Raw genomic sequence first — 24,409 nt, forward strand, 5'->3', positions numbered from 1 at the left:
CGCATCGGTCACGGTCCCGTGCAGTGGGGCTGCTGACGCCCGTCACCGTCCCCCAGGAGTTCCGGTCCGCCCAGCGGCTCCCCATCCTCCGGCGCGTCGAACGCCCCGAGCACGGCGGCTGCCGCACCCCTTGCGGACGTGCGCGCGGTCGTCAGCAGCAGGATCGTGCCCAGTCCGCCGAAGAACAGCGTGGCGGCTGCGACGGCCCCGAATCCCGCGGTCGCGATGAGCAGTCCGAAAAGCGGTGGTCCCAGCAGCGTCCCCACACTGCCGAGCTGGTTGAGAATCCCATTGGCGATATCGACCTGCTCAGGACGGCTCACCGAGGCGGGGAGAGCGGCGAAGACGGCGGAGATCAGCAGTCCGTCGACGACCAGCACGAGAGTGGCCGCTCCGCCGCTGACCGCGAGCGGGAACTCGGCCGAGAACGCGGGAAGGCAGGCCACCGGCATCACGACGCCCAAGGGGGCGAGCGCGGCGACGGCCAGGCCGCGCCGCAACAGCCAGCTGGCGGCGAGCCCGCCGAACGCGCTCCCCAGACAGACGACGGCCATCACCGTGCCGGCCACCGCCGGCGTGGCCTGCCGGAACTCGGTGAGGAACGGCGGGAGCACCATCACCACCGCGACGCCGACCAGGCACAGGCTTCCGTACGCCACGCCGAGCCGCAGCGCCCCGTTCCAGGCGCCGGCCGCGCGCTGCGCACACGGGACCGCCGTCCTCGGCAGCCGGGGCAGCACGGCGAGGAGTACGCCGGCCATGACCAGCGGACCCAGGGCGGTGACGGTCAGCCATTGGTGCCAGGTGCACCAGGACGCCAGGGCTCCGCCGACGGCCGCGGCGACGGCGAGCCCCGTCGGGACGCAGGTGCCCCACAAGGCGAGCGCCGCCGATCGAATGCCGCCTTCCGTCACGCGGGTGAGAACGACCGGGCCCGCCACGAACACCAGCAGATAGCCGACCCCTTCAGCGAGACGTGAGCCCAGCAGCAGCCCGAATGATCCGGCGGCCGCATTGCCGGCGGCGGCCACCGACATCACCAAAAGCCCGCAGGACAGGGCCCGTTCGGCCCCGAAGCGGCTGACCCACCAACCCGCCGGGATGCTCAGCAGGGCACCCACGGCCGTGATACTCGATGTGGCCCAGGCGAGCGCACCGGCCGACAGACCCAGTGACAGTCGCAGGGCGGAACCCGCCGCCGAGACGGCACCCAGACCGACCGCCGCCAGCACACCGGCGAGCCATGTGACCAGAACGTACTTCCAGGGCGACTTGGAAGTACGACCGTGCCTGCCTCTCTCCTTCTCGCCCACGGAATCTCCGTCAGATATCGGGCGGCCCGACCGGGCCGCATACGGCTCATGAGTGGTTCTCGTCGATGCGCCGAATCTCGCCTGTCTCGTTCGCGTCGGCGCTCTTGCCGACGCGAGAAGGGCGGCGGCGAGACAGCTGCGAGCGCATAGTGGGTCACGGTGTGGGCCGCGTGACGGGAGGGTCGATGACTGAACCCACCTCCCGCCACGCGAGTCCGGATCAGTCGTCCAAGCCGAACCTGGCCATCAACTCCTGATCGCCCGCGACATAGGAGGTGTCGGTGGTCACGGTCTGGTCGGAGGGGCCACGGCTGCACATGCACAGGTGGCGACTACGGGAGGTGACTCGTACGGCTTGTGCGCCGCCGGAGGACATGATCTCTTCAGCGATGTCCTTGACGAGGTACTCCTGGATCTGGAAGCGCCGGCTGAACGCTTGCACCAGACGAGGAAATTTCCCGAGCCCCAGAATGCGGTCGCCCGGCACGTAGGAGATGTTGACCTTCCCGAAAAACGGAAGGAAGTGGTGGGCGCAGATCGAGAAGAAGTTGTTCTCCTGGATGCGCACCACACCGGTGTGCTCGCCGTTCACCAGACAGGTGGTCTTGAGGATCTTCGAGGTGTCGATCTCATAGCCACTCAGCAGTTCGCGATAGGCCCGCACGATGCGATCCTCGCACTCCGGGCCGCTATACCACCCGAGCGCTCTCGTGTCGGTGGTGACATTGGTCTTGAGCCATTCTTCAATGGTCACTTGTTGCCTCCATTCCTGCTCGCACCAAAGGATCCGAAACCCGGTGGAGGGTTGTCACTATCCACCCGCTCGCGGGCATTGAGAATATGCATTCATTACCCCGCACCCGATCAGACCAATGTGCAGGTGATGAGCTAATGGCTAAGTATTCAAATACGCACGGAAAATCGCCGTTTCTCTGACGATTGAACCGACTGGAAGACGGGAATGCGGGGCGCGAACCGGAGCGTCCCACCTGCCTCCCGAGCGCCGGAGCACACCCGCTCACCCGCCAACCCGCACCACGCGAGGGCGACGCGCCCCCGATGGGTCCGGCTGAATGCGCCCGCTGCGCCGGCAGGAACATCCAGGTTCTGTGGCTTCGTCGGGCCAGCCCTGAAATTCGGCCCGGAAATTCTCCGGAGAGAATCCCGGTGTTCCTGCCGGCGCCCTGCCGCCTGCCCGCAGTAGTGACGTCTTGCGCGGTGTGCACGGGAGGGGCAGTCGAAAGCTGGCGGGAGCATCGGACGCCACCCGAGCACTGCCATACAGCACGCTCATGCCACCAATAGCTCAGCAAATCGCCTCATGAGATGTCACCTGCGTACTTCCAGTGCCCACCTTGGGTGTCAATGGGCGGATTATTGGCGATTTGCCGAGATGTGACTATGCATGAATTTGAAACGCGAATGGGGCGATTCAAAGAGTGATGCGAGTCACTTGACACGTTTGCCGAACAGGTCTTCACTTTCCACGGCGGTAGAAATGGGTGCATGCGGGAATTCGTCCCGGACGCGACATCCCCTGCCGCCGAATAGGCATCTCGCAGGTATCACGTTCGCCGTACAGATGGGGGTACTCATGAAACTCGTTCGCTTCGTCAAGAGATTCCGCCCGGAAAAGAGCCTCAAGGCATACGCCTGGTACGGCTGGATTTAACCAGGTAGTTTCCCTGCCGGGTTCGCGCCGGCCAGGAAGCCTGGTCGGCGCGAACCTTCTATCCCACGGAGTTCACCCATGCCTGTGCACCGCGTCGGCGGGAGCGGACGGGTCATCGAGTTCGTGCCGAGAATCGACGAGCTGTTGAGTCGTTATCGCGGTGCGTCGCTGTTCCGGCTGGAGCCCGACACCATCGGAATCGCCGGAGCCGATCTGATGGACAGCTTGCTCCGCAGCAGGCCGGCCAATGCGGAGGAGAGGCCCACCTTCAAACCCGTCCAGGGGCGGCTCGTCAGCCGTTCCGACGCGTCCACCTTTATGCAGGCAGTGGGCTCGGACGTACGAAACGCGCTGCAACGCCCCCTTGGTGGCGCGGTCGATCTGACCGGCCGGTGGCCGCATGTGGCGCATGTGTATCTACGGAATCTCGTCTTCGGAAACGAACGTCTGCGATTCCGGGTTCTGGTCGACCGCCGGCTGGAACTGACACCGAAACTGACCTGGTCGGCCGTCGCCTCCGGTGCCGCCTTGTTGGGCAGGCCACGGCAGGGCGTGCCGCTGTCAAAACTCGCCGCTCTCGTTCTCGATGCCCAGACCTATGGTGACCGGCGCTACGCCATGTACCTGTACCGGCGGGTGGCGGCACCGGTGTGCTTCACCGTCTCCGCGCTGGTCACCAACGCCCTATGGCTCGGGGCGCCGTTCAGTGATGAGGTATCGAACCGGAACATCCTCCTCGAGGCACTCCGACTGCTTCCCCCTTCATGGAACATCTTGCGCATGGCCTCGCCGGAGTTCTCGGACGTGGACCCACGGATCGGCCCGACGGACGACGTCCTGCTGCTTCCCCTGTTGAGCCACCGCGACCCCCAGCTCTGGGACGAGCCCGACGCGTTTCACCCCGACCGCTGGGACGAGTTGGACGGAGACACCCACCCCGGATATCTCCCCTTCGGCCACGCCGGCGAGCGATGCTGGGGCCGGCACATGGTCCTGCCCCTGGCCGAACGGCTCCTGGACATCGTGCGCCGGGACGGCCTGGTGGTCAGTCCGGACCAGACCCGGGGAAAGGTCGAACTCGACGGTCTGCTGGAAGTGTCCGAAGTACAGATGACTCGACCCTGACGGCGGTCCGGGACCTGGCGGCACCGGAAGCGGCCGCGCACGGCATGCCGCAGTCAGGCCGCGCTGCCCGCCTGCCACTCGGACCAGGACATGTTCCAGCCGTTGAGGCCGTTGTCCGGCTTGATGGTCTTGTCGTTCGCGTTCTTCACGACCACGACATCGCCGACCAGGGACTCGCCGAAGAACCACTTGCCGGGGGTGTCGCCCCCGCCGCCCTTCTGGTCGCGCAGGGCGATGCAGCCGTGGCTGGTGCCGGCCTGGCCGAAGACGGACGAGGAGCTCCAGTAATTACCGTGGATGAAGGTGCCGGAGGTCGAGAGCCGCATGGCGTGCGGCACGTCAGGGATCTTGTACGTCTCCGCCTCGCTCGTGAAGCCGACCGTGGAGCCGTCCATCTTGGTCTGCTCGAACTTCTCCGAGATGACCATCTGGCCGTTGTAGGTCTGATGGTCGGGGCTGCCGCCGGAGATCGGGATGGTCTTGTAGGTCTTGCCGTCGCGCTTGACGGTCATCTGCTGGGTGTTCATGTCGACGGTGGAGACCTGGGAGCGGCCGATGGTGAAGGAGACCGTCTTGGACTGGACGCCGGAGATGCCCTGGCCGCCCTTGACCCCGTCCAGGTCGATCTTCATGGTGACCTTGGAGCCGGCCTTCCAGTAGTCCTCGGGCCGGAAGTCCAGGCGCTGGGAGCCGAACCAGTGGCCGACGACCTTCTGGCCGCTGCTGGAGGTCACCGTGATGTGGGACTGGACGTCCTTCTTGTTGGTGATCGCCTTGTCGAAGTTGAACGACACCGGCATGCCCACGCCGACGGTCTTGCCGTCGTCGGGCGTGTAGGAGCCGATGAAGCTGTTGGCGTTGGAGACCGTCGTGAACGAGGAGTTCTCGGTGGCCGTGCGCCCCTTGGAGTCCTTGGCCTTCGCCGCGATCCGGTACTTGGTGCCACGCTCCAGCTGCACCCCCGGCTTCCAGGAGGAGCCGTCGGACGATATGGCACCGGCGACCTCCTTTCCGGAGTTCGCTTCGGTGAGCTTCACGCCGGTCAGCTTGCCGCCGCTGACCGTCACGCCGGTGCCCGAGATGCTGGCATTGGTGGCACCGTCCTTCGCCGACACCTTGATCTTGGCGACCGAGGCCTTCGCGACGGCCGCCTTGGCCCCCGCGTCGGCGTCACCGTCGTCGCCACAGGCGGAAAGCGCCACGAGCGCCAGCGCGACCAGTGCCGTCACTGCCGGCACGCGGCGCACTCCCGGCCCGCGGCGGCACTTCGGCGTACCGCTATCCACCTGCGGGGCTTGAAGGAGCAGGTGAGGTGACTCCTGGGACCGAGCGGGCGCGGGCTTGTCCAACGTCGTCACGGGCTGCTCCATACGGGGTGTCGTGGTCCGTGCCCGCACGGGGCACGAGCAGGCGGCATGCGGTCAGGGCAGGGAGTCGGCCCCGCGCACCCGAAAGCCCCGCCGCCACCGGGCATCGGTCTCGCCTCAAGTCCACCGGGACGTTCTAAGAGCAGGATTTATGAAACGTGCCGGGTGGGGCTTCGGCCTCGGGGGACCGCGCCGGTCGCACTCGACTCCGCCGCCCCGGTCCCCGCCACCGGCATCAGAGTGCGAAGAGCAAGCCGTGAGAGCAGGTCCAGCTCCGGTTAGGGCGTGTGCGCGATCATGTCTGAGCGCCCGATCATCGTCCGCTCTCGAAACCCGACGGGAAGTGCTCTCGCCTGCAACCTACGCAGCCGCCGGCCTTCGCTCCGGTGGCAGAGCCCCGATACGGCAGCAGGGCCCGGACCGCGCGTTGCGGTCCGGGCCCTGCCCACTGCCATGCCGCCCAGCGGCGGCGGTGCGTCAGCTCTGCGCGGTGTCGTCGCCCGTCTGTCCGGCGGCCTCGGCTGCTTCTGCCTTCTCGCGCATCTTGCGCACCAGCTCCGCCTTCTGGTCGGCGGCACCCTTGCGGTCGAGGTTGCGGTGCGGACCGTTGTTCTGCCGTTCGGCGCGGGACAGCCTCTTGCGCTGGCCGCCACCCATGCCCACGGGATTGTTGATGTTCTTGCTCACGGGTTCTCCCGGAATGATGTGAAGTGATCTACGGATTCATCGGTGGGGGACGGGCGCGGCGACGTCGGAGGACGTCAGCAGGGGCCCATCACGCTCTCACTCGTAAATCGGCGTCTGGAAGAACATGACAACGACATTACCCGGTTCCGTCGGCCCCGCGCACCACGTTTTTCGCCGCCCCGGCGCGCCATGAGGCTGACCGGCGTCAGGACACTGCTGGCCCTCATCGGTGACTGCCACCTGAGCGGCCCCGCCTTCGAGCCGGTCATCGGTCCGTCGGTGGCCGCGCTCATCGAGCCCGCACCCCAGCCCGGCGTCGAAGACATCGAGGAAGCCCCGACCGGGTCGAAGGCACCGGGAAAACCCCGGCGACAGCGCCGGGGAAGCCCTGGAAGTACGAGGATCCGCCAACTCCCGTGCGCACCTGTGCACTTCACCCATCCGCCAGTAGCATCCGACCGGCCAGAGCTCGCCGCCCAAGCAGTCACCCTCGAAAGGGTCTCCTGCATGCGCCTGATCTCCCGCGTCGCCCCCACCGTCCTCGCCGTGGCCGCCCTCCTGCTCGGCGTCCTCCCCGCGCAGGCCCAGGCCCACCCCGACCGCACCCCCGACCGGGTCACGGTCGGTGGCCGCACCTACATCGCCGACGGCCAAGGCCGCGCGCTCCAGTGGCGCGGCTTCAACCTCGCCGACAAGAGCAGCCGAGGCGCCGACGCATTCGCCGACATCCACGAGAGTGACCTCAAGGACATGGCTGCCCGGGGCTTCAACCTGGCGCGCCTCGCATTCTTCTGGGACGACCTCGAACCCACCCGCGGGCACTACGACCGCGGCTACCTCACCAAGATGCGCCGCATTCTCGACTGGGCCAACCGCTACCACATCAAGGTCATCCTCGACGCCCACCAGGACGTATACGGCCCCCACTTCGGCTCCCGCGGCATCCCCGACTGGGCCACCCGCGACGAGGGCTTGCCGTTCTGGCCGATACCCGACGACTGGTTCTCCGAGTACTTCGAGCCCTCCGTACAGACCGCCTTCGACCACCTGTACAAGGACGCCGACCTCCGCGCCGCGCACGCCCGCATGTGGATGACGGTGGCCTCCGCCCTGGGCAGTCACCCGGCGCTGCTCGGCTACGACCTCATGAACGAGCCGTTCGCGAAGTTCCTCGAAGGCGAAGACCTCCCCGCTGCCGCGGCCCGCTTCGAGGCCACCGAACTCACCGAGCTGTGGAACCGCCTTGCCCGGGCGATCCGACTGGTCGACCACACGTCATGGGTATTCGTCGAACCCACCGTCATCGTCGGTGTCGGTGTCCCCACCCGGATGGGCCACATCGACGACCCGCACGCCGGCTACGCACCGCACTTCTACGAGACCGCGATGGAAACCGGCGCCGACTATGACCCCAACGGCACCTTCATCCCCGCCTACGAGGCCGCGATCAGCGACTACCCGACCCGTCACCGCATGCCGGTGATCGTGGGGGAGTGGGGCGGCAACCCCTACGTTCCGCACGCCCGCCAGTTCGTCACCGACATGACGGCCTCCTTGGACCGTTTCTCCAGTGGTTGGACATGGTGGCAGTGGTGCCGGGGCGGGGGCTACTGCTTCCTCGATCAGACGGGCGCCGCGAAGCCCAACGCCCAGCTGCTCGTCCAGCCGTACGCGCAGGCCGTCGCGGGCGACCCGCTCGCGTTCGGATACGACCCGGCCACCCGCACCTACACCCTCACCTTCCGCACCCGTGCCGACGCAGCGGGACCCACCCGGATCACCGTGCCCGGAGACACCTACCCGGGCGGCTTCCGTGTCGATGTCCAAGGCAGCAAGGCCAGTTGGGACGACTTCGGGCAGATCGTCACCGTGAGCACGCACGGCAGGGCCGGAGCCGCCTACAGGGTCACGATCAGCCCGAGGTAGCCCAGGCGGCGGTAGCCCCTTCCGGTGTAAGCGAGGGGCCACGGCGCTGGTGCGCAGGTCGTCTCCTGTGGTCGGGAGTGTCCGAGCGTCCCAGGACCCCCGGTACCGTTCCCTCGGTGCCTGAGGTGGGCAGGGCACCGGTAGTGGCTCAAATGTGAAGACGGACCCTAGTTCACCAGCGACCGCTCAGTGGGAAACCCCAAGGACCGGGCGAGAGCCGCGGCCTCCCCGCGGGAGTCGACCTCCAGCTTTTTCAGGATCTTGGCCACATGGAATTTGACGGTGTGTTCGCTGATCTGGAGCCGCGCTGCGATGGCTCGGTTACGGTGTCCATGCACCAATTGCTCGACGACGTCCAGCTCACGCGGGTTGAGCGTGCTCAACGGATCGTTGCGTGGACGGTCGGGTGCCGTCAACGGGAGTCTGGCGGTGACGATCGTGCCCCAGTCGGGCACCGCATCGACGTGCAGGGCTCCGTTGAGCGCGGCGACCCGGTCGGTGAGCCGGTGCAGGGCCAGCGCCTCCGCGGCGAGTGTCCCCGGGCCGTCGTCCCGGATGGTCATGCGCAGTTCGCTGTCCTCGACGTGCCAGCTGACCCGGATCCGGGTGACGCCTCCCTGCTCCAGCATGGTCAGCACCGTGCCCCGCGCCGTGGTCAGCGCTGCCCGCACAATGTCCGCGGGGATCAGCCGCTGGGTGTCGGGCGGGGAGAACTCAAGCGTCACGACGCTGTAGTGCGAGAGCAGTCCGAGCATGTCGCACAGCCTGCTGAAGGCGTCCTTGGCCGTCTCCTCCGGCGGCAGCTGGTCGTCCTCACCGTTGGCCCGCAGCTCGACCAGCGCGGACACCGCGAGGTCGGTGGCGGTCCGGCGGGCGGCGGCGTCGTCGAGGCTACGGGTGCGCAGCACCCCGAGGAGGGTCGTCAGTGTGGTGGCGTGCGCATCGGTCAGATCGGCGACCACCCGCGCCCGTTCGCTGTTGGCGATCCAGGGGCCTGCCATATTCACCGGCATGGCTGCGGGCATCAATTCGACGATGCGAATGGTCGCCAGGTCCCACAACTGCTGAATCAACGCGATGGCCCGGGGCTCGGGTCTGGTGTCCTCGTCCAGCAGTACGGCCAGCAGCGCGCCGGCAGAGCCGGGCGGTGCGGAGGCGACGGCCAGCACCCGCCGCGTCGCACCCCCCAGGCGTGCCTCGCCCCACCACGGCTGGCCGACGTCGGTATGCGTGGCGATGAGCGCGAGCTCCGTGGCGGTGATGTCCTGGGTCAGCTCGTGGTCACCGTGGTTCCACGTCGCTGATTTGGGGCAGTCGCCGGTGAGCATCACCAGGCCTTTGTGCCGTACGAGGGCGGTCATGTTCCCCGAAACCGTGGAAAGAATCTCTTTGAGGGGCGCCCGCATTAAGTCCTTCGCCACGGCGAGCGTGCGCTGCGGCTCCCCCAGGTCCACATTTCCCATGCATGCATAGTAGTGAATTGCTTGCCTTCGCCCCCTAGTCTTCCGGCCAGGTCGCACTGGCCGGAAGACTAGTGTCCTGGGCTGACGATCCGTAGCAGCGGTCCGCACCCGACGGCATTGCTCCACGCATACCCGCTGGTCCCCGTAGGGGCACGGGAAAGCCCGTAGGCGCCACCCGCAACAGCGAACCGGGCGACGAGCCGCCGCACCACGGGAGGCCGGACCGGCCCCACCGCTCAGACTGTCAGCACGACCTTGCCCGTGGTGGAACCCGACTCGATCAGCCTGTGTGCCTTCCCCGCCTCTGCGAGCGGCAGCGCATGCTGGATGTGGACCCGCAGTCGCCCGGAGTCGACAAGATCCGCCAGCGCCGTCAGTCCAGTCTGGTCCGGCTCCGCGGTGACACCGGCGAATCCGAGGCCGCGCTGGGCCGCACGGGTGGCGAGTTCGGCATTCGTCATCTCGACGATCGTCACCAGGACGCCCCCCGGCCGCAGCACGTCCAGCGAGCGTGTCGCGGTGTCGCCGCCTATGCCGTCAAGCACGACGTCCACGTCCTCGATCACCTCCGCGAAGTCCACCGCGCGGTAGTCGACTACCTCGTCGGCGCCCAGTTCACGTACGAAGGCGTGCTTGGCTGCGCTGGCCGTTGCCACCACCTCGGCACCACGCGCCTTGGCTATCTGGGCGGCCAAATGGCCGACGCCCCCGCCACCGCCGTGGATCAGCACTCGCTGGCCGCTGCCGACCTTTGCCACGTCCACGAGCGCCTGCCAGGCCGTCAGCCCGGCCATCGGCAGACCGGCCGCCTGACGGTGATCGAGGGTGGCCGGCTTACGGGCCAACTGGCGCGACGGCGCGGCGATGTACTCCGCGTAGGCGCCGAGGGCACGGGGGATGAGAGGCATGCCGTACACCTGGTCACCGACGGCGAACCGGTTGACCCCCGGGGACACCTCCGCGACGACACCGCAGACGTCCCAGCCGAGAACGAAAGGTGGCTGCCCCAGCAGCGGGAGGGAGCCGGAACGGACGAGGGAGTCGAGCGGGTTCACACCGGCCGCCTGCACCCGTACGAGCACCTCGTTGAGCAAGGGCCGCGGACGGGCCACTTCGGCTGTCTCCAGTACCTCCGGTCCGCCGAAGGTCCGTTGCGTGACCGCAAGCATCCTGGCAGTCATCGGTGGTCTGACATCATCTCGTCGGCCGTGCTGTCCTCGGGTACGGGCTGACCCACGTCCCACTTCTCGGCCAGCAGACCGTCCTGCACTCGCCAGATGTCCACGACGACGGCCCCGGTGGCCTCCGGATCAACCTTGGCCAGGCTGTGGGTCCAGACGTAGGCGCCCTCGGCAACCATCCGTCGGACCGTCAGTGAGAACTGGGGGAAGGGTGTGGCGGCCTGCTCCCGGAACGTGGTGATCGTTCGGTCGCGGCCCTTGCCGACGCCGGGGTGGTGGTTGGCGAAATCCTCCGTGAGTAGCGACTTCGCGCGCTCGAAGTCCTTCTCGTTGTAGAACGCCTGGATGAACTGGGAGACCAGCTCTTTGTGCGCCTTGAGGGGATCGTCTCCGGCCACGGGTGAAGCGTCGTGCATCGTTGTACTCCTCTTTCTTGACTGCTCACCAGGCCTTGTAGGCGGCCTGTGCAAGATCGACTCGTGGGTCCTGTGCACCTCACCGGGGAGATGCGGTCCGTCGTTCGGTGGAATCCGGACGACGGACCTGTACGGCTTCAGGGCCGTCCGGTCACTCCTTGATGCCTACCACGATCGAGTCGGGACCGGTCAGATGCTCGGTCCGGATGCCACTGAATCCGGCCTCCTTCATCCAGCTCATGCACTCGGCCGCCGTGTAGCCGGACCCGCCGTCGGTGACGGCCCTCATGCTCAGGCTCATCAGCAGGGCGAATGCGTTCTCCGAGCGGTCGTCGTCGATGAGTGAGTCATAGACGATCACCGCACCGCCCTGGGGCAGCGCCCGCCATGCCTTCTTGAGGAGCAGCTTCTTCTTCTCCAGATTCCAGTTGTGCAGGATGTGACCAAAAGTGAAGGCGTCGGCCTTGGGAAAGTCCTGGGTGAAGAAGTCGCCCCCGACGAAACGTAGCCGCTCCTCCAGGCCGTTCTCCGCCACGTACTCCTCGAAGACCGGCGCGCTCGACGGCAGGTCGAAGCCGATGCCCGTCAGGTGTGGATTCGCCAGCAGGATCTGCGTCACCAGGTCGCCCTGCGCGCTGCCCATGTCGGCCACCGACTTGTAGTTCTGCCAGGGCACCTGCTCGGCGATCTTGCAGTTGGCGGCGTGGCTGATGCCCGTCATCGACGCGAGGAACTGCTTGAGCCGTTGCGGGTCGGAGTAGAGGGCGTCGTACGTCCCCAGGTCGCTGGAGGAGGATTCGTCCTGCGACTGTCCGGTGCGCAGCACGTCGGTCAGGTTGTTCCATATGCCGAACAGCCGAGAGTTCGCCATCTCCAGCAGGGCTCCGGCGTGGCCGTAAGCCGGCTTGGCCCGGTCCAGGAACGCGTCCGTCTCGTCGGTGTTGTGGTACACGCCGTCGACCCGCCGGAGGAACCCCAGCGCCACCAGGGTGTCGAAGAAGTCCTGTGCTGCGCGCTCGTGCAGGCCGAGTGCCTCCCGCAGTGTCGCGGCGTCCGCCGGGCTCTTGGCCAGCTCGGTGAACACACCGGTCTCGACTGCGCTCAGCAGCGTCTTCGACGCCTCGAAGCCCAGTCCGGTCTGCAGAATGCGGTCCGGAGACGGTTGAGAATGGCTCACTCTGTGCTCCTTTGGATTTCCGGTTGTCTCGTGGTTGTCAGGGCCGGCCCGGCGCCGAACAGTGTCCTTGCGTAGTTCCGCGCGGTCGGCTCGAACTGCAGGGCCTGGTGCGTGGCCATGGAATTGATGTCGCGCCAGTGCTGCTGGAGGGAGCCGCCTGCCCCCTGGCCGCCGGTTCCCGCGGTACGGAACATGCGATTCATCGTGGTCACCAGCACGTCGATGGCGAAGGCGCTGTCGCGTGCGTTGCGGGCGATGTCCACCGGAGTGATCTCGCCATCGCTGTCGGCCAGATCGGCGATGCGCTCCAGCAGCAACTGAACGGAGTCGATCTCGGCGGACGAGCGCGCCAGCACGCTCTCGTAGGTCGCCAGGTTTCCCGCCGCGCCCGGCACCCCGGGCAGCGACGGAGCGTCGCGGACCTTCTTCCCCAGGTACGCGGACAGCAGCGCCAGGGCGCCGCGCGCCGCGCCGAGCGCAGGGGCCACGAACGTCAGCCCGTTGATGGCGGACAGCGGTGCCAGGCCGGCGACCGGCGGTTCGGAGAACGCATCGCCGGGGCGGCCGGCGAACACCGCGGTGCGCTCGCCGATCCTGTGCGCGGGGACCAGGACGTCCTCGATGACGACGGTATTACTGCCGGTCGCCTGCATGCCGACACTGAACCAGGTGTCCTCGACGCGAAACTGCGAGCGCGGGATGGCCGCCAGCTTCAACTCGTACTCGCCGTTACGGAACACCTTGGGGCAGACGATGACCCAGTCGGCGAACTCGATGCCGCTCATGTACGGCCACCGCCCGGAGACCACCAGGCCGTCCCCTTCGGCGACGGCCTCGCCGAAGGGGATGACGGAGGGCACGACGACGGCGTCCGGCCCTTCGGCCCAGATCTCCCGCTGCGCGGCCGGGGGGAAGAACGAGACGAACCGGGGAGAGCTCGCGAACAGCGAGGTACACCACGCCGATGCCGCGCACTCCTCGCCGATCACCGTGATCGCGCTCAGCAGCTCGCCGAAGGTGCCTGCATGTCCACCGAATGCGGTGGGGACGAAGTGGCGCATGAACCCGGCCTCGGCCACGGCCTTGACCACGTCAGGGCTGAGCCGGCGTTCGTGTTCCATATCGACACGCAGTTTGGAGGCAACCTCGGCGACACGCCGGGCGGCCATGGAGAGGGGTTCGATGACCTCTTGCATTCTGGTCCTCCTCGATTTGCTTGGGGGCCGGCATGGTTCGCGCTGCGGGGGGAGCGGTGCCCGCTTCAGCGGATCTCGTACTCGGTGGGGTCCATGGTTCTGGTGCGCTGCCAGTACTCCCCGGCTGTGTACGGCCAGTTGGTCGCCGATCGGCCGCCCTCGTTGTACCAACCGCCGACCCGCGTCCACCCCCAGGCCCGTTCGCGGTTTCCGCGGTCCACCCAGGCGTTGTAATCGGCGTGCACGCTCTCGCGGATCTCCAGCGCACGCTGTCCGCCGGCCAGTAAGAACCGCATCGCGTCCAGGATGTAGGTAACCGCGCACTCGGAGAAGTTGACGATGCTGCCCCCGTGGCCGACGAGGTTGGTGTTGGGGCCGTACAGGCAGAACAGGTTGGGGAAGTGCGGCACCGTGATTCCGAGGTAGGCCTGGGGGGCGCCGTTCCACGCCTGGTGCAGATCGACCCCGTCGCGGCCGGTCACCCTCATCGGGGCCAGGTAGCGGGAGGCGTGGAAACCGGTGGCGTAGATGATGACGTCGGCGTCGAACTCCTCGCCGCCTGCGGTCAGCCCGGTCGGGGTCATCCGCTCAATGGGGGCGGTGACCAGGCGCACGTCGTCCCGTTTCAGCGTGGCGATCCAGAGGCCGTTGTCCCGCAGTACGCGCTTCGCGCCGACCGGATAGGCCGGAACGATGCGTTCGCGCAGTTCCGGTGCGTCCGTCAGCTGGGCTTCCATCGCTGTGAGCAGCGAGGTGCGCAGCTGGTCGTTGAGCGCGGACACGGCGCGCTCGGTGGGCGGATGGTCCCGGTCGACGATCCACCCCTCCAGGGTGCCCCGCAGACCGGGGGCGAACAGCCAGAAGCGGTACCACTGGGCGTAGTAGGGAACGTGCTCGAAGAGCCACTGCGTGCTTTCCGGCACCGGTTCGTGGTAGTGCGGGGTGGGCCGTAGCCACGGCGGGTTGCGCTGGAAGACGACAACCTCGGACGCGGTCCCGGCGATCTCGGGGATGAACTGGTACGCGCTGGCACCGGTGCCGATCACTGCGACGCGTCTGCCGGTCAGGTCGGTCGAGTGGTCCCAGGCGGCCGAGTGGAAGGAGGCGCCTGTGAAGTCGTCCCGGCCGGGGATGTCCGGCAGCCGAGGCCGGCTCAGCTGTCCCACCGCGCTGATGACGGCGTGGTGGACGACCGTGCGCTCGCCCTCGGGCCCGCTGACCGACATCCGCCAGTGCAGCTGCTCCTCGTCCCAGCGCATCGCGGTGACCTCGGTCCCGAAGTGGATCCGGTCGGCGACGCCGGAGTCCTTGGCGAAGCTGCGCAGGTACGCGAGGACGACGTCGTGGCTGCAGAAGTGGTGGGGCCAGTCGTATTTCGGCGCGAAGGAGTAGTTGTACAGGTGGCTCGCCACGTCGGTTCGGCAACCCGGGTAGGTGTTCTCGAACCAGGTGCCGCCGACGTCGGGGTTCTTCTCGTAGAGCACAAAAGGGATGCCGGCCTGGGTGAGCCGGTAGCCGGCCAGCAGCCCGCTGAAGCCCGCGCCGATGATGGCGACTCGGAAGTCGACGTCGGGGCTCAGCTCCGCCCTGGACCAGGTGGGGGCTTTCGGATCGTCGCCGGGCAGCGCGATCTCCTCGGCGAGGAGCGGTAGGAGCTCCTCGGCATCCGAGCCCAGGGTCCAGTTGGCGATCGATCGCAGCAGTTCGCTGCTGGGGGGAGCCGGGGGAGTGTCGGCATCCCCGTCGCGCATCCGGGCGAGGACGCCGAGGGCGGTCTCACGGGCCGCGGCCTGTTGCTCAACGGTCAGGCCGCCCTGCGGGGCGAACAGCCAGCCCGGTGCCCGAAGATCCTCGCGCAGGATCGACGTGTCGCCGGTGAGATGGGCGAGCGTCATCAGCAATGCGGGAGTGTCGGCGCCGGCCAAGTGGCCTCGCAGAGTGTCGTCGTCAACCGCTATCGGGCGTATCGGCCTGCCGACCGCCATGGATCTTCACCTCCGGAATTCACTGGGCCGAGCTGAGCGCGGCAAACTGCCGTTGGAAGTAGACGGCGGGTGAGCCGGCGTCCGAGAGGAACTGGTCCACGACCTGACCCACGAGGATGATGTGGTCACCCGCGTCGTGCACCTGATCCACCCGGCATTCGATCGCGGCCAGCGGGTTGTCGACGACGACGCCGCCGCGCGCGGTCCGGACGAACTCGCCCCCGCCGAACTTCCTCGCTCCGCTGTTCGCGCACCGCAGGGCCAGCTCCGCATGGTTCTCCCGTAGAATGCTGACGGCGAACTCCTCGGTCTGCGCGAACACCGGGTAGGACGTGGCCGACTTGGCCACGCAGACCAGTACCAGCGGCGGATCCAGGGACACCGGGCAGAACGAGCTGACCGTCAGACCGTGTGGGCTTCCGCCCTCGTCACAGGTTGTTGCGATGGTCACCCCGGTCGGGAACCGGGCCATCACATCCTTGAAGTCGCACATTTGCGGCATCAACTTGCCTGTGTGGCAGTGTCGTTGACCATGTCCAACACATCGCGCGGGGTGCGCAGATCGGCGATCGCCTCGTCGGGAATCTGCACCCCGAAGTCGGCGGTGATGCGTGCGAAGGTCTCCAGCAGGGCCAGCGAGTCGTAGCCGAGCTGCTCGAATTCCCGGTCGAGGATGTTGCCGGAAAGGCTGTCGTTGTCCGCCTCGCCTGCGCAGTCGATCAGTATGCGCCGCAGGTCGTCGATGTTCATCTCTGTCATGGTCGGCTCCACGTTGATGGCGGGTTCGGTGTGGGTGAGGACATGGTCATGCGGACGGGACGGACTCGGCGGGCACCGCGCGCACCACGACCGCGGCGTTGAATCCCCACCGGCCCCGGGCGAGGACCAGTGCGGTGGACACGGGGCCCGGTCGCGGCGCTCCCTGCACCAGGTCGATCCGGTACTCCTCGGGTACCTCGCTGGTGCCGCCCGAGGGCGGGATCACCCCGTCTCGGATGGACAGCAGCGCGGTGGCGACATCCACCGGCCCGCCACCGGAGTACAGTCGGCCGGTGAGTGCCTTGGGTGCTGTAACGGGCACCGCGTGCGGCCCGAACAGCCCGCAGATCGCGGCCGCTTCGGTGCGGTCGAGCTCGGGCACACCGGAGGCATCGGCGAACACCACGTCGATCTCCTCGGGCTCCAGGCCGGCGTCGGTCAGGGCCAGTTCCGCCGCCCGGCGCAGGCCAGGTGGCCGCGTCGAGCCCGGCGGCGGGTCGAAGGTGGTCGCATAACCGGCGATCTCGCCGTAGAGCTGTGTGGCGGCACGGGATGTGGCCGCCGCGGCGGACTCCAGGACCAGCATCGCCCCGCCCTCGCCCGGAACGTATCCGCCGGCGTGGATGTCGAAAGGCCGATAGGCGAGGTGCGGGTTGGTCGCCGTGCTCAGCCGCCCGCCGGAAACCTGCGACAGCCAGCCCCAAGGGTCGAGGGCCGAGTCCACGCCGCCGGTGACCACCATCGGGGTGTCGCGCAGGATGGTCCGGCGTGCGTGACCGATGGCGTCGAGGCCGCCGGCCTGCTCGGCGACCAGAGCGCTGCTGGCCCCGCGAAGCTGGTTGCGAAGGGAGATCTGGCCCGTGTTGACCGCGTAGAACCAGGCGAAGGACTCGTAGACGCTGACCGAGGCCGGGCCCTGCGACCAGAGCTTGCGGAATTCACGGTGGGTGAAATCGAAGCCGCCGCAAGCGTTGGAGGTCACCACGCCCATCTCGTAGTCGCTGTAGGCGCCCGGCTCGATCTTGGCGTCGGCCAGCGCCCAGTCCGCGGCCACCAGTGCGAAGCGGGTGGAGACGTCGGTCTGCGGGAGAAGCCTGCTCGGTAGGTGCTCGGCCGCCTCGAAACCATCGATCTGGCCGGCCAGTCGGGCGGGATATCGCGAAACGTCAAAGCGGGACAGGGGGCTGATGCCGGTGCGGCCCTTGAGGGTCGCTTCCCAGTATCGTTCGAGACCGAAGCCGTTCGGAGTCAGCAGGCCTATTCCGGTGACGTATACCTTTGTCTTCATCCTGCCACACCCGAGACATTGCGCAGAACCATGGCACTTTGGAACCCGCCGAACCCGCTGCCCACCGTGAGTACATGGTTCAGCCGCTTTTCACGTGCGGTCAGCGGAACGTAATCCAGATCGCATTCAGGGTCGGCCTGGTGCAAATTTGCCGTCGGCGGGATCACACCGTTCTCGATCGCCAGCGCGCTCGCGGCGATCTCGATCGACCCGATCGCACCGAGCGAATGCCCGACCATCGACTTGATGGAGCTGATCGGCGTGCGGTAGGCGTGATCGCCCAGACTGCGCTTGTACGCGGCCGTTTCATGACGGTCGTTCTGCTTGGTACCCGAACCGTGGGCATTGATGTAGTCGATGTCGGTGGCATCTGCCCTGGCCTCATCCAGGGCAACCCGGATGGCTTCCGCCATTTCCCGGCCGTCACTCTTCAGGCCAGTCATATGGTAAGCATTACAGCGCGTGGCGTATCCCGTGATCTCCGCGTAGATGTGTGCGTTCCTTCTCTTTGCGTGCTCATACTCCTCCAGCACGAACATCGCGGCCCCTTCGGCGAGGGCAAAGCCGTTGCGTGACTTGTCGAACGGCCGGGAGGCGTGTTCCGGATCGTCGTTGCGCGACGTGGTCGCCTTGATGGCATCGAAGCAGGCGACGACGATCGGCGTGATCGGAGTGTCGGACGCACCCGCCAGCATCACGTCCGCGGAAGCCTCACGGATCAACTGGACGGCGTGGCCCACCGAGTCGATCCCCGAGGTGCAGCCGTTGGACACCATGGTCACAGGGCCCTCGGCGGCCACGGTCCACGCCACCTCGGCCGGCATCACGCTCGGAATCAGATAGTCGAACATGTGCGGGGACAAGCTGCCCTGGTCCATCAGCCAGTTGCGGCCGCTGTCGGACAACACCAGATATTCCTGTTCGAGGCTGGTGGCCGCAGCTACCGCACTGCCCAGGCTGACCCCGACGCGGCCGGGGTCGAACTCCTCGAACTCCAGCCCGCTGTCGGAAACAGCATCGCCTGCGCAAGCCACGGCGAATTGCGAAGCGCGGTCCATGCGCCGGATCTCCAGGGGAGACAATCCTTCGAGCACCGGGTCGAAATCTGCCTCGCCGGCCACCTGGGAACGGTAGGGGGAAGGATCGAAAAAACTGATGCGGCGGGTGGCGGTCCGGCCCGAAGTCAGCAGTTCCCAGAATTCCTTGATCCCGTTTCCTCCCGGGGTGCGCACACCGATTCCGGTGATTACCACTCGACGGGTCATCGCATGCCACCCGTCACTCTCGCAGCTGCTGAGTCGATCACCTTGTGACCCCTTTCGTCAGATGCGCATAACAAAAGCGCCCAACCGAAGCACGCAACCCGGTGCCGCGCGCCGCGACGAAGATGATGGACAGCGTCCGGACGGTGACTCGAACGCCGCTCGAAGGGCACTCGTAGGCTGCGCAACCGCCGACCACCGCACGGACCGGCGGGAAATCCGGCCGACCGCTGTCCAAGCGGCGATCGAGCGATCTTCGAGCAAGGAGGGCGAGCTTCCGGGGTGTCGGCCGGCCTTTCCGGCGGTGACCGGGTTTCCAAGGGCCGGTCCGCAGATGCTGATTTCTCAGAGTCGAGGAGCGAATCAGGATGGACCTGACGTCAACCACGCTGCTTTCGGCGGCACGAGAGGTCGCGTCGCTCGCGGCCCGGGCCGCGCCCACCGCGGAGGCCGGCCGTCGCCTCGACCCCGACGTGGTCAAGGCCTTCGTCGCCGCCGGCTTCCCCCGGCACTTCGTTCCAGCCGGTTGCGGCGGGAGCGAGGGGACGTTCCTCGAACTGAACCGGGCGGTGAGCGCGGTGGGCGAGGGCTGCACCGCGACCGCTTGGTGTGCGTCGCTGGCCGCTCATGTCTCCCGCATGGCCGCGCACCTGCCCGCCGAGGGCTGCCGAGAGATCTGGGCCGACGGCCCGGATGCCCTCCTGGTGGCCTCACTGACCCCGTTGGGCAAGGCCGAGCGGGTCCCCGGCGGCTACCGGCTCTCGGGCACTTACCCGTTCGTCAGCGCCATCGACCACGCGGACTGGGCCCTCCTCGCCGGCATGGTGGCAACGGATGGCGAGCCGGAGCCGAGGATCTTCGCCGTGCCGCAGACCGCCTGGCGGACCGCCGACACCTGGCGGAACGTAGGCATGGCTGCCACCGGCAGCAACACTGTGACCGTCGAGGACGTCACGGTACCGGCCGCTCGAACCGTCAGCCGGGACGCCTTGTTCACCGGTCGCGCGGTCGACTCGAAAGCGTTGTGCCACACGGTGCCGATGCAGGCCACGACCATGATGTTCGCGACCCCCGCACTGGGCGCCGCCAAAGGGGCCCTGGCCTCTTGGCTCGGGTACGTCACCCCCAAGATCCGGGCCGCTGTCGGCCAGGCCAAGCCCGCGCTGGCGGGAATGCCGACGTTCAACCGCACGTCCTACGACGTGGCGCTGGCCCGCAGCGCCACTGAGATCGACGCCGCCGAGTTGCTGCTCGAACGGTGCGCGACGACGGCGGACCGTGGGCCCGGGATCACCACCGAGCAGACCATGCGCATCTGGCGTGACTGCGCGATGGCCACCGACATTCTGGTAGGAGTCGTCAACCGGCTCTTCCGGAATATTGGCACCACCGGCCAGTCCTCGGACAACCCTGTGCAGCGGTTCTGGCGCGACGCAAACTCCGTGGCCGGTCACCAGGGCCTGCAGGTGGAATCCGCCGCCACCGCCTACTCCCACCAGGTCATCCAGCTCTGAGGCTGCAGGCCGGCCTTCCCACGGCGCCCTGGCAATTGCCTCGCCGCCCCCATATGCCACGTCCGCTCCCGGGCCGACGTGTTCACAGACCAGTCCGAGAGCTCTGGTAACCCACCACACTCGCCGGACAAGAAGGGACTTCGACAAGTGAGCATGAGTCGCCGTAGTGCACTGCTGGCCACGGTCGCCTGGTGCGCGACCGCCTCCACTCCCGCCATGGCCTCCACCGTGGCGCGGAGCAGGCCGGCGGCGGGCCGGCTCCGCACGGACATCTGGGAGGATGACTTCTCCAGCGGCTTCAGCACCGACGGACCGGGCGCCAAGTGGGCTTTCCTCCCGTTCGGCGCCGGCGTGGGCCAGGACGGCGTGGCCACGACCTCGTCGGATGGCCTGCGGATCGTCTCCAGTGGGACCCACTCCGGAACCGGCAAGCCGGCCTTCAAACTGACCGTCGGCCAGAACGACCCCGGCGGGCTGCCCGGTTCCCTCGATCACGTCAAATATCTGGTCTACGCCAACGTCAAGGGGGGCAGCGGACAACTTGGCTTCGACGTCGATCCGGGGGAGGAACTGATCTGTGAGTCCTGGATGTCGGGCGTCACTTACGGCACCGAGGGCCACCCGTTCGGCTCCGCCGTGCTCGACGCTGCTGCCGACCCCCGGCTGGCCTCGTCCTGTTTGGCGATGGAGGACCTCGACACCGCCGTCGCGTTCGAGTTCTCTCTCACGAACGAGTTCGTGTACGTCTACTACGAGCGCCTGCCCAACAACCGCGAGAAGTTGGGTAATTACGCCTCGTTCCTCTACAGCATCCCGGTCGCGCGGCGGGCGCCCGACGATCAGCACCACGTCAAGATCTCCTACGACCGCTCCCGAGGCCTGGTGCGGTGGTTCCTGGAGGGCAAGGAGGTCTTCCGGGTCGACAAAATTGGCCACCTCCTTCCCTCGCGTCGCTACCTGGTGTCCGATCACGGTGGTACGGAGGAGAAGGTGGAGCCGCGACAACTCGCCTGTGGAATGGGAATGTTCAACATCCTGGACGCCGCGCAGCCCGGCCGAGCCGGCTCTGGGCTGGTCCGGCTCAACACGGATTCCGACTTCTACTACGACCCGGTCGTCGGCCCGCCCCGGGCCGAGACATTCGTCGACGAGGTGAGCCTGGTGGGCAACCGCCTGTTCGGCCAGGGCGCCTCCCTGCACATGCGCAAGATCTCGGTGACGACCAAGCGCGCCGGTCTCGTCTGACCGCCCTCGTACCGGAGTCCCGCACGCGAACCCCGCCACCGCGGAGTAGCGCCCGCTCGTTGGACTGTGCGGTGCGCTACCGGGCCTCGCGAGCCCGCGAGCATCTGCCGAACAGGTGTCCTGGACGGACCCCGAACAGCGGCGCCCCGTCCGCCGGCACCCCCGAACCCTCCCAGGAAGAAGCCGACATGTTCGTAATCTGCCCTGCCGGAATCGGCACCGATGGTCCCGACGCCGAGTGGGTCTTCCTTCTGTCCCGGCCGCTGGTCGGCCACGGCCGCGTGGCCACCACGTCCGCACAAGCTGCCGGTCCGCGGCGGTCCGGAGGAGGAGGCGGAGCGTCGCCGACTCGTGTGCGGCATGGGAATGTCCCACGTCCCGATGGGAGGTGACGGTCATGGCGAACGACAGCATCTCCCCCGGGGAACTGGTCGGATCGTGGCGGCTGGAGTCCTATGTGGACGTCCACGAGGACGGCAGCACCAGCGAGGGCCCGCTGGGTCCGGCTCCCGCAGGACTGCTGATCTACAGTGCCGACGGTCACGTGTCGGTGAGCATGATGCGGACCACCGATGGGCCATCCCGAGGCCGCGCTCCGGCCATCTCCTTCATGGGGTACGCCGGCACCTGGCACCTGTCGGGCACACAGGTCGTCCACGAGGTGTCCGTCAGCTCGCACAGTTACCTGATCGGCAGCAAGCAGCTGCGCGACCTCACCATCGGCGGTGACCTGCTGACGCTGACCGGCACGGCGGGAGCGGCCGGCGGCCCGCCGCAGCGACGCGCCCTGAACTGGCGGCGAACGGAGAAGGGGCAGCCGTGAGGTATGACTTCGACCCGGAACTGGAGCCCTTCGTAGCACGGTTGCGGCCGCCGGACTACGCACAGCCACAGGCAGCGCGAGCCGCGCTACGGGCGATCATGGCCGCCCAGCCGGCCTACGAGCCGGAGTCGCGGGTCCTGGTGGAGGACCGGTCGATTCCGGTGCCCGGCGGCCCCGGGACGACCGTACGCCTGTACCGGCCGGTGGATCGGATCGGTCCACGGCCGGCGCTGGTGTTCCCGCACTGGGGTGGCTTCGTCACCGGTGACCTGGAAACTCCGCACACCGTGGCCACCCGGATCGCCGATCTGGTCGGCGCGGTGGTGGTGTCGCCGGATTACCGTTTGGCGCCGGAAGACCCTTTCCCGGCCGGCCTGGAGGACTGCTACGCGACCCTGGAGTGGACCGCCGACCACGCCACGGAATTGGGGATCGACACCGACCGGATCGGCGTCGGCGGTTTCAGTTGCGCAGGCGCACTGGCCACGGGGCTCGCCCTGCTCTCCCGCGACCGGCAGGGCCCTGCGGTGTGCTACGTCTACCTCCTGTTCCCGCAGCTGGACGACCGGCTCGAGACCGTCTCCGCCCAGATGTTCGTGGACACGCCGATGCTCGACCGCCCCAACCTGGTGGTGAGCTGGAAGCACTACCTGGGAGGCGCGAAGGCGTCGGCATACGCCGCTCCCGCGCGTGCCGAAAACCTGTCCAGCCTGCCGCCGACCTTCGTCGGGGTGTGCGAATACGACCCGTTGCGGGACGAGGGGATCACCTTCGCCCACCGGCTGATTCTGGCCGGGGTGAAGACCGAAGTGGCCCACTACCCGGGCACCTTCCATGCCTCCATAGGCATCGCCCACGCCGCCGTGTCGCGGCGGATGGTCACTGACCAGATCAGCGCGCTGCGCCGGGGCCTGCGGGCCTTGTGAACAACGGATGACGAGGGAACCCCGAGCGCATCAGGCGCCGGGGTTCCCTCGTCGTGACACGTCACCGCCCCTGCGTCACTCGGCCTGCCGGGCGCGCCGCAGCAACTGCGCGTGCTCGGCGACTCGCTGCCCGAGGTGGGCGGCGGTGAGCAGATCGGACTTGTTCATGGCCTCCGGGCCCTGGCCACCGGGGGACTGTGCCATCGCGCCGAGCCAGCCGCCCAGCTGATTGAGGTCGCTCTCCTGAGACCCGGGCAGCAGGTCCAGGTTGACCCAGTGCATGCCGTGCTGGGCGGCCAGCACGGTGAAGTACTGGAGCGTGTGCAGTTTGTCCCCGCTCTTGGCGCCGGACGTGGTGAAGCCGGCGGCGATCTTGTTCTTCCATGCCTGTGCGTACCAGCGCCCGCTGGTGTCGTGGGCGAAGGTGTGGAACGCCGGGCTCGCCGTGCCCATGTAGGTGGGCGACCCGAAGATGATCGCGTCAGCCGCGTCCAGCCGGGCCCAGTGGTCGTCGGTAAGGGTATCGACCGAGATCAACTCGCCGGCCGCACCCGTCACCGCTGCCACGCCGTCACGGGTGGCCTCGGCCACCCTGGTGGTGTGTCCACTCCCACTGTGGTAGGCGATGATGACGGACACCGAGCTGTCGAACATGTGCATCCCTTTCCTGCATTTCGGTAAGACGGTGCCCGCGGTGCGTGCACGCGTGACCCTGATGCCCCGTCCGCTCAGTGACAGGGCTTCTTCCTGCGATCAGCCTCGCAGCTCTTTCCGTAGCGGCGTACTGACCTTTGGAGCTGTTCGACCTGGCCGAAGGAGGGGGCGGGCGAGGCCTGAGCGGCCGCTGCTCCCTTGAGCGGAAGTACGCACGGGGCTCGCCGCGCCGGTGCTCCTGGAACGGGCTTCCGGACGCCCTCCCACCGGTTTCCGCAATCCGCCGGATGGGCGGTTCCTTTCCGGCCACCGCTGCCAGGGCATCCGAACCCTGGACGCAAGACGGACCGGTGGCCTGGGCTCATGGAAAAAACCTGCCGCATTGTTTGCGAAACCTTTGGGATAGCCGCTGACTGCCAATTCGAGCAGT

22 protein-coding genes are annotated in these 24,409 nt (G+C 67.6%); 7 read left to right on the top strand and 15 right to left on the bottom strand.

Going from position 1 to position 24,409, the window contains the following annotated elements:
• Positions 1–8: 8 nt before the first annotated feature.
• A complete protein-coding gene (locus ACQP17_RS31425) occupies positions 9–1,313 on the bottom strand; it encodes an MFS transporter (RefSeq protein WP_433859329.1) in 1,305 nt (434 codons plus the stop codon).
• A gap of 220 nt (positions 1,314–1,533) precedes the next feature.
• The gene (gene folE / locus ACQP17_RS31430) at positions 1,534–2,067 is read right to left on the bottom strand and encodes a GTP cyclohydrolase I (RefSeq protein ID WP_285502672.1); all 534 of its coding nucleotides are present in this window, start codon (positions 2,065–2,067) and stop codon (positions 1,534–1,536) included.
• 840 nt (positions 2,068–2,907) lie between these two features.
• On the opposite strand from folE, the gene ACQP17_RS31435 reads away from it, so the two are divergent.
• Both ACQP17_RS31435 and ACQP17_RS31440 read left to right on the top strand, forming a co-directional pair.
• Positions 2,908–2,985 carry a tryptorubin family RiPP precursor gene (locus ACQP17_RS31435; protein WP_433860057.1) on the top strand — a complete coding sequence of 26 codons (78 nt, stop codon included), beginning with the start codon at positions 2,908–2,910 and terminating at the stop codon, positions 2,983–2,985.
• Positions 2,986–3,063: 78 nt separating this feature from the next.
• Positions 3,064–4,110 (top strand): cytochrome P450, encoded by a 1,047-nt coding sequence (locus ACQP17_RS31440; RefSeq protein ID WP_433859330.1) that lies wholly within the window; start codon positions 3,064–3,066, stop codon positions 4,108–4,110.
• Between the two features lie 53 nt (positions 4,111–4,163).
• Here the strand turns inward: ACQP17_RS31440 and ACQP17_RS31445 are convergent, their stop codons facing one another.
• Positions 4,164–5,480 carry a L,D-transpeptidase gene (locus ACQP17_RS31445; protein ID WP_433859331.1) on the bottom strand — a complete coding sequence of 439 codons (1,317 nt, stop codon included), beginning with the start codon at positions 5,478–5,480 and terminating at the stop codon, positions 4,164–4,166.
• A gap of 474 nt (positions 5,481–5,954) precedes the next feature.
• Entirely contained in the window at positions 5,955–6,164 is a 210-nt protein-coding gene (locus ACQP17_RS31450) for a DUF6243 family protein (protein ID WP_433859332.1), read from the bottom strand.
• A 507-nt stretch (positions 6,165–6,671) separates the two neighbouring features.
• Here ACQP17_RS31450 and ACQP17_RS31455 point away from each other — a divergent pair.
• Positions 6,672–8,090 carry a cellulase family glycosylhydrolase gene (locus ACQP17_RS31455; RefSeq protein ID WP_433859333.1) on the top strand — a complete coding sequence of 473 codons (1,419 nt, stop codon included), beginning with the start codon at positions 6,672–6,674 and terminating at the stop codon, positions 8,088–8,090.
• Positions 8,091–8,257: 167 nt separating this feature from the next.
• Here ACQP17_RS31455 and ACQP17_RS31460 read toward each other — a convergent pair whose 3' ends face one another.
• From ACQP17_RS31460 to ACQP17_RS31505, 10 genes are all read right to left on the bottom strand, one after another.
• Positions 8,258–9,553 (bottom strand): LuxR C-terminal-related transcriptional regulator, encoded by a 1,296-nt coding sequence (locus ACQP17_RS31460; RefSeq protein ID WP_433859334.1) that lies wholly within the window; start codon positions 9,551–9,553, stop codon positions 8,258–8,260.
• A 236-nt stretch (positions 9,554–9,789) separates the two neighbouring features.
• Positions 9,790–10,722, bottom strand: a complete 933-nt coding sequence (locus tag ACQP17_RS31465; protein WP_433860058.1) for an NADP-dependent oxidoreductase — start codon at positions 10,720–10,722, stop codon at positions 9,790–9,792.
• A gap of 8 nt (positions 10,723–10,730) precedes the next feature.
• Positions 10,731–11,150: a nuclear transport factor 2 family protein gene (locus tag ACQP17_RS31470; RefSeq protein ID WP_433859335.1), complete on the bottom strand. Its 420-nt coding sequence runs from the start codon at positions 11,148–11,150 to the stop codon at positions 10,731–10,733.
• A 151-nt stretch (positions 11,151–11,301) separates the two neighbouring features.
• Positions 11,302–12,327 carry a methyltransferase gene (locus ACQP17_RS31475; protein WP_433859336.1) on the bottom strand — a complete coding sequence of 342 codons (1,026 nt, stop codon included), beginning with the start codon at positions 12,325–12,327 and terminating at the stop codon, positions 11,302–11,304.
• Positions 12,324–13,523, bottom strand: coding sequence for a hydrolase (locus tag ACQP17_RS31480; protein WP_433859337.1), 1,200 nt, complete (start codon positions 13,521–13,523; stop codon positions 12,324–12,326). The genes ACQP17_RS31475 and ACQP17_RS31480 overlap by 4 nt, the downstream gene beginning before the upstream one ends.
• Positions 13,524–13,588: 65 nt before the next feature.
• Positions 13,589–15,418, bottom strand: coding sequence for a flavin-containing monooxygenase (locus ACQP17_RS31485; protein WP_433860059.1), 1,830 nt, complete (start codon positions 15,416–15,418; stop codon positions 13,589–13,591).
• Between the two features lie 109 nt (positions 15,419–15,527).
• Complete coding sequence (locus tag ACQP17_RS31490) at positions 15,528–16,001, bottom strand: flavin reductase family protein (RefSeq protein ID WP_433859338.1); 474 nt, start codon at positions 15,999–16,001, stop codon at positions 15,528–15,530.
• Between the two features lie 8 nt (positions 16,002–16,009).
• Positions 16,010–16,267 (bottom strand): acyl carrier protein, encoded by a 258-nt coding sequence (locus ACQP17_RS31495; protein ID WP_433859339.1) that lies wholly within the window; start codon positions 16,265–16,267, stop codon positions 16,010–16,012.
• 46 nt (positions 16,268–16,313) lie between these two features.
• Positions 16,314–17,555 carry a ketosynthase chain-length factor gene (locus ACQP17_RS31500; protein ID WP_433859340.1) on the bottom strand — a complete coding sequence of 414 codons (1,242 nt, stop codon included), beginning with the start codon at positions 17,553–17,555 and terminating at the stop codon, positions 16,314–16,316.
• Entirely contained in the window at positions 17,552–18,820 is a 1,269-nt protein-coding gene (locus ACQP17_RS31505) for a beta-ketoacyl-[acyl-carrier-protein] synthase family protein (protein ID WP_433859341.1), read from the bottom strand. The genes ACQP17_RS31500 and ACQP17_RS31505 overlap by 4 nt, the downstream gene beginning before the upstream one ends.
• Positions 18,821–19,185: 365 nt before the next feature.
• On the opposite strand from ACQP17_RS31505, the gene ACQP17_RS31510 reads away from it, so the two are divergent.
• The 4 genes from ACQP17_RS31510 to ACQP17_RS31525 all read left to right on the top strand — a co-directional run bounded on the left by ACQP17_RS31510 (position 19,186) and on the right by ACQP17_RS31525 (position 23,325).
• Entirely contained in the window at positions 19,186–20,331 is a 1,146-nt protein-coding gene (locus tag ACQP17_RS31510) for an acyl-CoA dehydrogenase family protein (RefSeq protein WP_433859342.1), read from the top strand.
• Positions 20,332–20,484: 153 nt separating this feature from the next.
• Entirely contained in the window at positions 20,485–21,576 is a 1,092-nt protein-coding gene (locus tag ACQP17_RS31515) for a DUF6081 family protein (RefSeq protein WP_433859343.1), read from the top strand.
• A gap of 397 nt (positions 21,577–21,973) precedes the next feature.
• Positions 21,974–22,399: a lipocalin-like domain-containing protein gene (locus tag ACQP17_RS31520; protein ID WP_433859344.1), complete on the top strand. Its 426-nt coding sequence runs from the start codon at positions 21,974–21,976 to the stop codon at positions 22,397–22,399.
• Entirely contained in the window at positions 22,396–23,325 is a 930-nt protein-coding gene (locus ACQP17_RS31525; RefSeq protein ID WP_433859345.1) for an alpha/beta hydrolase, read from the top strand. Before ACQP17_RS31520 ends, ACQP17_RS31525 begins: the two co-directional genes overlap by 4 nt.
• Before the next feature lie 75 nt (positions 23,326–23,400).
• On the opposite strand, the gene ACQP17_RS31530 is transcribed toward ACQP17_RS31525, so the two are convergent.
• Complete coding sequence (locus ACQP17_RS31530; RefSeq protein WP_433859346.1) at positions 23,401–23,979, bottom strand: flavodoxin family protein; 579 nt, start codon at positions 23,977–23,979, stop codon at positions 23,401–23,403.
• Between the last annotated feature and the right edge of the window lie 430 nt (positions 23,980–24,409).

Origin of the sequence: Streptomyces kronopolitis (assembly GCF_050953795.1) — a bacterium.
GTDB classification, from domain to species: domain Bacteria; phylum Actinomycetota; class Actinomycetes; order Streptomycetales; family Streptomycetaceae; genus Streptomyces; species Streptomyces kronopolitis_A.

What these genes read in the sequence shown, in the direction of transcription:
- ACQP17_RS31480 (WP_433859337.1), bottom strand. Translation starts at nt 13,523, where the DNA reads ATGCAAGAGGTCATCGAACCCCTCTCCATGGCCGCCCGGCGTGTCGCC.
- ACQP17_RS31435 (WP_433860057.1), top strand. Translation starts at nt 2,908, where the DNA reads ATGAAACTCGTTCGCTTCGTCAAGAGATTCCGCCCGGAAAAGAGCCTC.
- ACQP17_RS31470 (WP_433859335.1), bottom strand. Translation starts at nt 11,150, where the DNA reads ATGCACGACGCTTCACCCGTGGCCGGAGACGATCCCCTCAAGGCGCAC.
- ACQP17_RS31485 (WP_433860059.1), bottom strand. Translation starts at nt 15,418, where the DNA reads ATGACGCTCGCCCATCTCACCGGCGACACGTCGATCCTGCGCGAGGAT.
- ACQP17_RS31495 (WP_433859339.1), bottom strand. Translation starts at nt 16,267, where the DNA reads ATGACAGAGATGAACATCGACGACCTGCGGCGCATACTGATCGACTGC.
- ACQP17_RS31515 (WP_433859343.1), top strand. Translation starts at nt 20,485, where the DNA reads ATGAGTCGCCGTAGTGCACTGCTGGCCACGGTCGCCTGGTGCGCGACC.
- ACQP17_RS31440 (WP_433859330.1), top strand. Translation starts at nt 3,064, where the DNA reads ATGCCTGTGCACCGCGTCGGCGGGAGCGGACGGGTCATCGAGTTCGTG.
- ACQP17_RS31445 (WP_433859331.1), bottom strand. Translation starts at nt 5,480, where the DNA reads ATGGAGCAGCCCGTGACGACGTTGGACAAGCCCGCGCCCGCTCGGTCC.
- ACQP17_RS31500 (WP_433859340.1), bottom strand. Translation starts at nt 17,555, where the DNA reads ATGAAGACAAAGGTATACGTCACCGGAATAGGCCTGCTGACTCCGAAC.
- ACQP17_RS31510 (WP_433859342.1), top strand. Translation starts at nt 19,186, where the DNA reads ATGGACCTGACGTCAACCACGCTGCTTTCGGCGGCACGAGAGGTCGCG.
- ACQP17_RS31490 (WP_433859338.1), bottom strand. Translation starts at nt 16,001, where the DNA reads ATGTGCGACTTCAAGGATGTGATGGCCCGGTTCCCGACCGGGGTGACC.
- ACQP17_RS31460 (WP_433859334.1), bottom strand. Translation starts at nt 9,553, where the DNA reads ATGGGAAATGTGGACCTGGGGGAGCCGCAGCGCACGCTCGCCGTGGCG.
- ACQP17_RS31520 (WP_433859344.1), top strand. Translation starts at nt 21,974, where the DNA reads ATGGCGAACGACAGCATCTCCCCCGGGGAACTGGTCGGATCGTGGCGG.
- ACQP17_RS31465 (WP_433860058.1), bottom strand. Translation starts at nt 10,722, where the DNA reads ATGCTTGCGGTCACGCAACGGACCTTCGGCGGACCGGAGGTACTGGAG.
- ACQP17_RS31505 (WP_433859341.1), bottom strand. Translation starts at nt 18,820, where the DNA reads ATGACCCGTCGAGTGGTAATCACCGGAATCGGTGTGCGCACCCCGGGA.
- ACQP17_RS31455 (WP_433859333.1), top strand. Translation starts at nt 6,672, where the DNA reads ATGCGCCTGATCTCCCGCGTCGCCCCCACCGTCCTCGCCGTGGCCGCC.
- ACQP17_RS31530 (WP_433859346.1), bottom strand. Translation starts at nt 23,979, where the DNA reads ATGTTCGACAGCTCGGTGTCCGTCATCATCGCCTACCACAGTGGGAGT.